General features: G+C 63.8%; 7 protein-coding genes and 1 pseudogene. 6 read left to right on the forward strand and 2 right to left on the reverse strand.

Annotation, left to right across the window (positions count from 1 at the left end; translation table 11 throughout):
* From H0485_RS20675 to H0485_RS20700, 6 genes and pseudogenes are all read left to right on the forward strand, one after another.
* Positions 1-686, forward strand: a pseudogene (locus H0485_RS20675) (DUF932 domain-containing protein); the annotation flags it as partial.
* A gap of 144 nt (positions 687-830) precedes the next feature.
* Positions 831-1,019 (forward strand): hypothetical protein, encoded by a 189-nt coding sequence (locus H0485_RS20680; protein WP_226937793.1) that lies wholly within the window; start codon positions 831-833, stop codon positions 1,017-1,019.
* Positions 1,012-1,452 carry a JAB domain-containing protein gene (locus H0485_RS20685; RefSeq protein ID WP_226937794.1) on the forward strand — a complete coding sequence of 147 codons (441 nt, stop codon included), beginning with the start codon at positions 1,012-1,014 and terminating at the stop codon, positions 1,450-1,452. The genes H0485_RS20680 and H0485_RS20685 overlap by 8 nt, the downstream gene beginning before the upstream one ends.
* Before the next feature lie 397 nt (positions 1,453-1,849).
* Complete coding sequence (locus tag H0485_RS20690; RefSeq protein ID WP_226937795.1) at positions 1,850-4,009, forward strand: ParB/RepB/Spo0J family partition protein; 2,160 nt, start codon at positions 1,850-1,852, stop codon at positions 4,007-4,009.
* 92 nt (positions 4,010-4,101) lie between these two features.
* Positions 4,102-4,416, forward strand: coding sequence for a hypothetical protein (locus H0485_RS20695; RefSeq protein ID WP_088234119.1), 315 nt, complete (start codon positions 4,102-4,104; stop codon positions 4,414-4,416).
* A 635-nt stretch (positions 4,417-5,051) separates the two neighbouring features.
* On the forward strand, positions 5,052-5,375 hold the full coding sequence (locus H0485_RS20700; RefSeq protein WP_035714938.1) for a DUF736 domain-containing protein: 324 nt from the start codon (positions 5,052-5,054) through the stop codon (positions 5,373-5,375).
* Between the two features lie 81 nt (positions 5,376-5,456).
* On the opposite strand, the gene H0485_RS20705 is transcribed toward H0485_RS20700, so the two are convergent.
* Together H0485_RS20705 and H0485_RS20710 are read right to left on the reverse strand one after the other, a co-directional pair.
* Positions 5,457-6,494, reverse strand: coding sequence for a nucleotidyl transferase AbiEii/AbiGii toxin family protein (locus H0485_RS20705; RefSeq protein ID WP_226937796.1), 1,038 nt, complete (start codon positions 6,492-6,494; stop codon positions 5,457-5,459).
* The coding region (locus H0485_RS20710; RefSeq protein WP_226937797.1) for a hypothetical protein at positions 6,487-6,719 on the reverse strand (233 nt) is incomplete at its 5' end. The genes H0485_RS20705 and H0485_RS20710, both read right to left, overlap by 8 nt.

A 6,719-nucleotide genomic window follows, 5' to 3' on the forward strand; every position in this document is an offset into this window, starting at 1 on the left:
AACGCATCGCGGGCAATGGCACTGGGGATACCCGCTGGAAGGTGCCGGGTACTCTGGACTGGTCGACCGGGGTCTATAACCCGGACGTGGACATCACCCGCGACACGACCACGCTCTATGCCTCGGACCGCGATGTGTTCATCTTCCTCGTGGACGATCACAATCCGATCGAGGCGGGCAAATTGCCCGATGGTTCGCCGGATCTCTACTTCCGGGGCTTCTACTGCTGGAACTCGGAGGTCGGGGCCAAGACCCTCGGCATCGCCAGCTTCTATCTGCGCGCTGTGTGCCAGAACCGGAACATCTGGGGGCAGGAAGAATTCCAGGAGATCACCATCCGCCACTCGAAATATGCCGCCTCCCGCTTCGCGCATGAGGCGGCACCTGCGCTGACCCGCTTTGCCAATTCCTCGCCCTCGGGGTTCATCAACGGGATCAAGGCGGCCCGCCAGCAGATCGTGGCGCGGACCGACGAGGACCGCGAGACCTTCCTGCGCAAGCGCGGCTTCTCGAAGCTGGAGGCGGGTAAGATCATCGACAAGGTCCTGGTTGAGGAGGGCCACCCGGCCGAGAGCATCTTCGACTTTGTCCAGGGGATCACGCGTCTCGCGCGAGACAAGGCCCAGCAGGACACCCGGCTCGAGCTTGAGGGCAAGGCCAAGAAGCTGCTCGAGCGCGCGGGCTGAAGCCCCTCGCGCACTCATTCTTCCCTTCACCACGCGGCAGCCCGGCTCCTGGCCCTCGGTTGCCGCGTTCCTTCCCATTCCCGGCCTAAAAGCCCGCAGTCCTATAGGCGCGGGCGGCGGGCTGCTCATTCCGCGAGACCCCAGATGCAAACCTCCGACGAAAAAGTGGACACCGCTGTCTACGCCCTTGGCCTTTCGGTTGCCACGAATATGGAGCTGGCGATCCGGCTCAACGATTTCATTACCCAGGAATTCCAATTCGTCGTGTCAGATGATGATGGCGATGGGGGCGCAACGCTTGTCGGCGGGCCCGGAGGCCGGGCCGATGACTGAGCAGGAGCAGACCGTCATACTTGAGGCGCGTGAGATTCTGGCGCGCTATTTCAACCAGAACCCGATGCTCTCCTCATGGCAGGCCGTGCTGGATTATTGTGCTCTGGCCGTGCGCGGTGAGGTCGAGTGCTTTCATGTGCTCTACCTTGACCGAAAGAACCGGCTGATCTCCGATGTTCTGGCCTCAGTGGGCACGGTCGACCATGTGCCGGTCTATCCGCGCGAGGTGCTGAAACGTGCGCTTCTGATGAACGCGTCGGCGCTGATCCTGGTGCACAATCACCCCAGTGGGGATCCCGAGCCTTCGGACGCCGACTTGAAGATGACAAAGGAGATCCAGAAGGGCTGCAAAACGCTGGGTCTTACCCTGCATGACCACATCATCGTCGGTGCGGGTCGAGAAATCAGTTTGCGGGCAAGAGGGAATATCTGAGCCCGCCCCATCGGGCTGAAAAAAGGAAGCCTCGGCGGTATGCTCGGCAGGGACCTGCCGGGGGAACAATATTGCTATCCCTCGCGGCAAGGCACTGGTCAAGGGAATGCCGCCGCCGGGTGCTTCTACGCGCAAATCTCGCGTGAGCAGGGTCGATACGGTCGTGGTTCCATATTGCCGAGGCATCCCGAGGCTCTCGCTTTCCGGGAGGCCCGTCATGTTCCTGCTTTCCTAGGTCCAGCAAAATCCTTTGTTTCTCCCAATGGTGATCTGGTTCCGTCCGTGTAGGGCTCTCGCCGAGATCAGACGGCTAGAGGGAGAGAGGGGAGGGGGTTTCCATGACGGGTTGGTAGCCGGAGAGAGGGTCTCGCCGGTGCCCGTCCTCGGAGTATCTGACATGGCCACTGCCGTTCAGAAGATCACCCTGTCGTCCTCGCGCGACATCCCCTTCAACAAGCTGGTGCTGAGCCAGTCCAACGTCCGGCGCGTCAAGGCCGGCGTTTCGGTCGATGAACTGGCCGAGTCCATCGCCCGTCGCGGACTGATCCAGTCGCTGCATGTCCGCCCGGTTCTGGGCGAGGATGGTACCGAGACCGGCATGTTCGAGGTGCCCGCCGGCGGTCGCCGCTTCCGGGCGCTGGAGGTGCTGGTGAAGCAGAAGCGCCTCGCCAAAACCGCCCCGGTCCCCTGCATCGTGTCCGACGCAACCGACGACGTGCTGATCGACGAGGTGTCGCTGGCCGAGAATATCGAGCGCGCACCGCTGCATCCGGTCGACCAGTTCCGCGCCTTCCAGGCCATGCGCGAGAAGGGCATGACCGAGGAGGCCATTGCGGCCGCCTTCTTCGTTGATGCCAAAGTGGTGAAACAGCGCTTGCGGCTGGTCTCGGTCGCGCCCGCGCTGCTCGAGATCTATGCCGAGGACGGCATGACGCTGGAGCAGCTGATGGCCTTCACCATCTCTTCGGACCATGAGCGCCAGGTTCAGGTCTGGGAGGCGGTGAAGGACAGCTGGTCGAAGGAACCCTACAACATCCGCCGCCTGCTGACCGAGACCACGGTGCGGGCCTCCGACAAGCGCGTCACCTTTGTCGGCATCGAGGCCTATGAGGCGGCGGGCGGGTATGTGCTGCGCGACCTCTTCCAGCAGGACGATGGCGGCTGGCTGCAGGATCCGGTGCTGCTCGACCGGCTGGTGAACGAGAAGCTGAAGGCCGAGGCCGAGACCATCGCCGCCGAGGGCTGGAAATGGATCGAGGTCGCGGTCAGCTTCCCCTACAGCCACGCCTATGGCATGCGGCAGTTGATCGGCACCACGGTCGATCTGACCGAGGATGAGCGCGCCACCCGCGAGGCGCTGCGAGACGAATACGACCGGCTCGAGGCAGAGTATGCGCAAGCTGAGGAATACCCCGCTGAGGTCGATGCCCGGATGGGCGAGATCGAGAAGACCCTCGGCGCCTTCGAGATGCGGCCGATGATCTACGATCCGGCACAGATGGCGCGAGCCGGGGTCTTCGTCAGCCTCGATGTCGACGGCACGCTGCTGATCGAGCGCGGCTATGTCCGGGCCGAGGATGAAGCACCGCTGGAACCGGAACCCGAGATCGTCGATCCCGAAACCGGCGAGGTGCTGCAGCGCGCCGAGCCGGAAGCCAGCCATCAGCGCGCGGTGATCACCCTCGGAGGCGAGCCGGCCGCCGCGCCCGAAGAGGAGGAAGACGAAGGCGAGGCAATCAATCCGCTTCCCGAACGCTTGGTGATCGAACTGACCGCGCATCGGACCCTGGCGCTACGCGATGCTGTCGCCAACAACCCGCGCATCGCGATGACGGCGCTGCTGCACCGGCTGGTGCTCGACTGCTTCGGCATTCGCAGCTCCGGGAGTGCGCTGCAGGCCCGCGTCAGCGAAGTGCATCTGTCGGTGCAGGCCCCGGATCTCGGAGACTCGATCCCGGCACAGGCCATCGACGAGCGCCATGCGGCATGGCGGACGGATATTCCGCTCGATGATGGCGATGACCGGCTTTGGGACTGGCTGCACGCTCTCGACGAGGCCAGCCGTCAGGCTCTGCTGGCCCATTGTCTAAGCTTCGGGGTCAACGCGCTTTATGAGCGACCGAACCCCTATAGCGGCAATGGGATCAGCCAGCACGGGCTTGATCGGCGGATGTATGAGGCGGATCGCCTCGCACGCGTTACCGGTCTCGATCTGGTCGCGACGGGCTGGAAGCCGACGGTCGCCAATTACTTCGGCCGCGTGACCAAGGCGCGTATCCTGGATGCCGTGCGGGAAGGTGTTGGCGAGCAGGCGGTGGAACTGATCGTCCATCTGAAGAAGGGCGAGATGGCCACCGAAGCCGAACGGCTGCTGTCTGCCAGCGGCTGGTTGCCGGAGCCTCTGCGGATGGACGCCCAGCATGCCGGAGCAGACGCTGCTGATGCCGGCGGTGCTGAAGCGGAAACCCTGCCTGACTTCCTCACGGGCGACAGCGAGGACGATGAGCCTTTGGAAGACGAGGAGCAGGTGCCGACGCAAAGCATCGCTGCCGAATGACCTTCACGCGGGGCGGCTCCGGCCGCCCTTTACCCTCTCAGTCCAGCCTGCCCGGTCCTCGTGACCGGGCTTTTCTTTTGGAGCACGACCCCATGTCGCGTTCGATCGATATCGACACGATCTTCGCCGAAGATCGCAGTAACCCGCCCAAAGAGTGGTGCTTGCCCTGGTGCGAGACCAAGGGCGCCATTTCCGTCGTAGTGGAGCCGAAGCCCCATTGGGCCGAAGACTTGTGGGTATTCCGGCTCGATGAGCGGGAGTACAGCCTCTATGCAGACTGGCTGGCTGACGCTTGTCGTGCCCGATTTTATGGGCACATAGACACCTGTGGCGCGGACCTGATGTTGAAAGCCCGAACGATGCTTGCGCGCGAGATCGCCGAGGGGCTGTGGGATGAGGTGGCTTGAACCGGTCACCCCGACCGTTCGACCGGACCGTTTTGGTTGGTGTTTTTCCCAGGGTCGTCAGGAGCGCACAGGGATCTGCCTTTCCCTCTTTCCGGCCTCTTTGAACGCCGGGTTGGCGGATCAGTGGCACGCTCAAATCGCGCTTCCGGCCTTGTCCCTCTTCCCGGTTGAGCGCTGCGGCGGAAAGCGCCGATCCGGCGGCCAAGCAGTATCCGGTCTGATGCAATGCCTCGCCCGTGGCCCGCAGGTCGGCGGGGAGGGGCGCAAGCCCGCCTGTTTACAGCTGGGGTGACCATCGCCGGTGGTTGCCTTTGGCGCCTTCCTGCCGGTTCCTTCAGAATCGCCGCTGTCTTCTGTCTCTCTGGGGTGACGGGACCGCTCGCATGCGTCCTCTGTGATGGGCTGATCTGGCCGAAGACCAGCGCGCGGGAGCGCGCTTCGACGTCTCGGCGCAACAGCGTCGTTGAACTTTCTTCCCCTGCCGGCGGTGCCGTCATTCCTCGCGGAAGACAAGAAAGCCCTGCCTGTGCTGTCAGGGTCCCGGACGGGACTGCGCCGGCCGTCGTCATCGGCCTCTAGATCGCCATCGAGGCCGCAATGGAGCGGGCCCGAACACGAGAGAATGGAGAAAGACAATGGCGACCATCGGCACCTTCAAGAAGACCGGCAACGAATACACCGGCGAAATCGTCACCCTGAGCGTACAGGCCAAAGGCGTGCGCATCGTCCCCGACCTGCGGGCCTCGGGCGAGAACGCACCCTCGCACCGGATCCTGGTGGGCCGCGCGGAGATCGGCGCCGCCTGGTCGAAGCGCTCGAACGAGGGGCGGGACTATCTGGGCCTGAAGTTGGACGATCCGAGCTTCGCGCACCCGATCTACGCCAACCTCTTTGACGACGAGGACGGTGAGGGCTCGAGCCTCATCTGGTCGCGCCCCAACAGCCGCCGGGGGGAGTAACACCCCCCAACCATGGCCCCGGTCGAAAGGCCGGGGCTTCTGGTCTTGCGGATGCCCGACGGCTTTCGGGCGGACCACGGATCAGGTGTTCACGTCATCCTCAAAACGCTGGATGCGGGCGAGGATGTCATCGAAACTCGGCGGCTTCGTATCGAACATCATGGGTGCCATGTCCTTGTAGTCCGCACGCAGATCCTTGATCCGATCCTCGCCGGGCAGAAGTCGCAACGTGCCGGGCCTGGCCAGGTCATAGCTTGCCCATGCCGAACGGAAGAAGATGGCTTTATGCTTCGCCACCTGCGCCAGAAGCTCGAAGTCCCGCGATGCAGCGACTCCCTCCGCGGTCTCGAGGAGCATGGCCAGATCGTAGAAATGTCGGGAGAAATACTGCGGTGTCGGCGATCCGGCAGGGCGATGGGCCTCGGCATGGAGTGCGGTCGCCTTTTCCCAGAAGGTGCGCCGGGCAGACAGGACGGTGACCCTGGTGTCAGGCGCGTCGAAGAAGTCAGGGTAATCTTCAGCCGCATAGGGCCGGATCACCTTCGCCTCAGTTGGCCAGGGGTCTCCGCGCGCCCCGAGTTCGAGCTTCACCCGGGGGGTGATGTAGGACATTCCCGCATAATCCGTGCCGCCGAAGGCCGGGGGATAGTGGAAATTCACCGTCTGCGCGTCATTCGGGTCTATCTTGAGTGACCAGCCGCCGTCGGCGGGATTGCCCAGATGGCGCGCGAATTCCGTTTGCAGGGCGGGAAGCAGCCGTTCGGCAACATGCGTTTCGACATCCGTCACCAGATCCGCAATCAGCCTCGCCGCCTTATTCTTTCCAAGCCCTTCCTGCTCAGGGTCCCGTTCGCCGCCATATCCCAGTTCTGTCCGGTCAAAGGACAGGTCGATATCCTCGGAGAACCGACGGATCGCGTCATAGGCCTTGGACAGCGAGGTGCCGCCTTTGAACACCAGTGACGCGGTTTCCCCGGGCGGCAGCGAGAAGACCCGCCGTAGGGTCCAGCAAACCCAGAAGTCCTTCTCGATGATCGTGTTGGCGACGCCGCGGCCAGCGGCGGTTTCCCCAAAGAGAGCGGCACGGTCAGAGGCCGACAGGCGGGCAACCTTATCCAAGCGCGGCTCCCACCCCGGATCCTGAAGGCTTTGGGTCGGCAATCGAGAGCAGGGTTGCCCGCATCCAGGCAGGTGCCTGCGTCGCATTCCTGGCGAGGAGCTTCTTGTCGCTGGCCGAGAGGTGACGGCTGGCCGCGTGCATCACGTCAGAGGCCCGTGCAGCACCTACATGGCGCAGGGCCTGAACGACCGTTCCGGCCGGGCTGCCGGGGGCAATCAAATGTT

It is taken from the genome of Pseudogemmobacter faecipullorum (assembly GCF_020539525.1).
Lineage (GTDB): Bacteria > Pseudomonadota > Alphaproteobacteria > Rhodobacterales > Rhodobacteraceae > Pseudogemmobacter > Pseudogemmobacter faecipullorum.